1 protein-coding gene is annotated in these 638 nt (G+C 52.5%); it reads right to left on the reverse strand.

Translation table 11 applies throughout. The features are described from left to right. Positions 1 to 120: 120 nt before the first annotated feature. The gene (locus ACQY5R_RS18235) at positions 121 to 450 is read right to left on the reverse strand and encodes a hypothetical protein (RefSeq protein WP_428610713.1); all 330 of its coding nucleotides are present in this window, start codon (positions 448 to 450) and stop codon (positions 121 to 123) included. Positions 451 to 638: the final 188 nt, after the last annotated feature.

Below are 638 nucleotides of genomic sequence, written 5' to 3' on the forward strand. Positions count from 1 at the left end.
TATTTCAATGGATCTGCATCATCATCAACACTTATCTTTGCAGAAAAATTTATGGTGTAACAATGCACAACCCTTGATGTCCTCCTTGAAGCACGCTAGGCGCCACCTTGGCACGGCAGCCTAAGGCAAGCCGGCTTTGTCTCCGCCGCTGCTGCAACTGCATGTTGCCCGATCAAGGGTGTTACTCTTGTAGGTGCCATCGGCGTCATCAGCGGAGGTGGTTTGAGACGGGGACCTTGCAGCAGAAGATGGCGCAGCTTCGATGTCGAAGGCCTTCTCCTCATGCACCTCCTTTTCTTCATCAGAGTCATTGAGGATGATGATCTTGCCGTTGCCGGGTGGCCCAAGGACATCACAGTTGAGCTCGCCGAAAATTCTTCTGACGAACTCCTCATCCCGTGAGACATCAGCGATAAGACCTTTCTCATCAAAAGATGAAGAAGGATTCACTACTGGAGCCTTCCCAGAGGATCCCCCCTGCTCAAGAACTGGTGAGCATGGGTAGTGTGAGGAGACCTCCGGCAGGGACTTCAGAGGCGGCGGTGATCCAGAGGGTGCTAACGGTGGAGTCTTAGCATTACTGGGCAAAGAACTTCCCTCTTTAGATGGAGAGCGAGCACGCTTGATGCCTCTCTTGT

This window comes from Sedimenticola sp. (assembly GCF_050289425.1).
Classification (GTDB): Bacteria; Pseudomonadota; Gammaproteobacteria; order Chromatiales; family Chromatiaceae; genus Sedimenticola.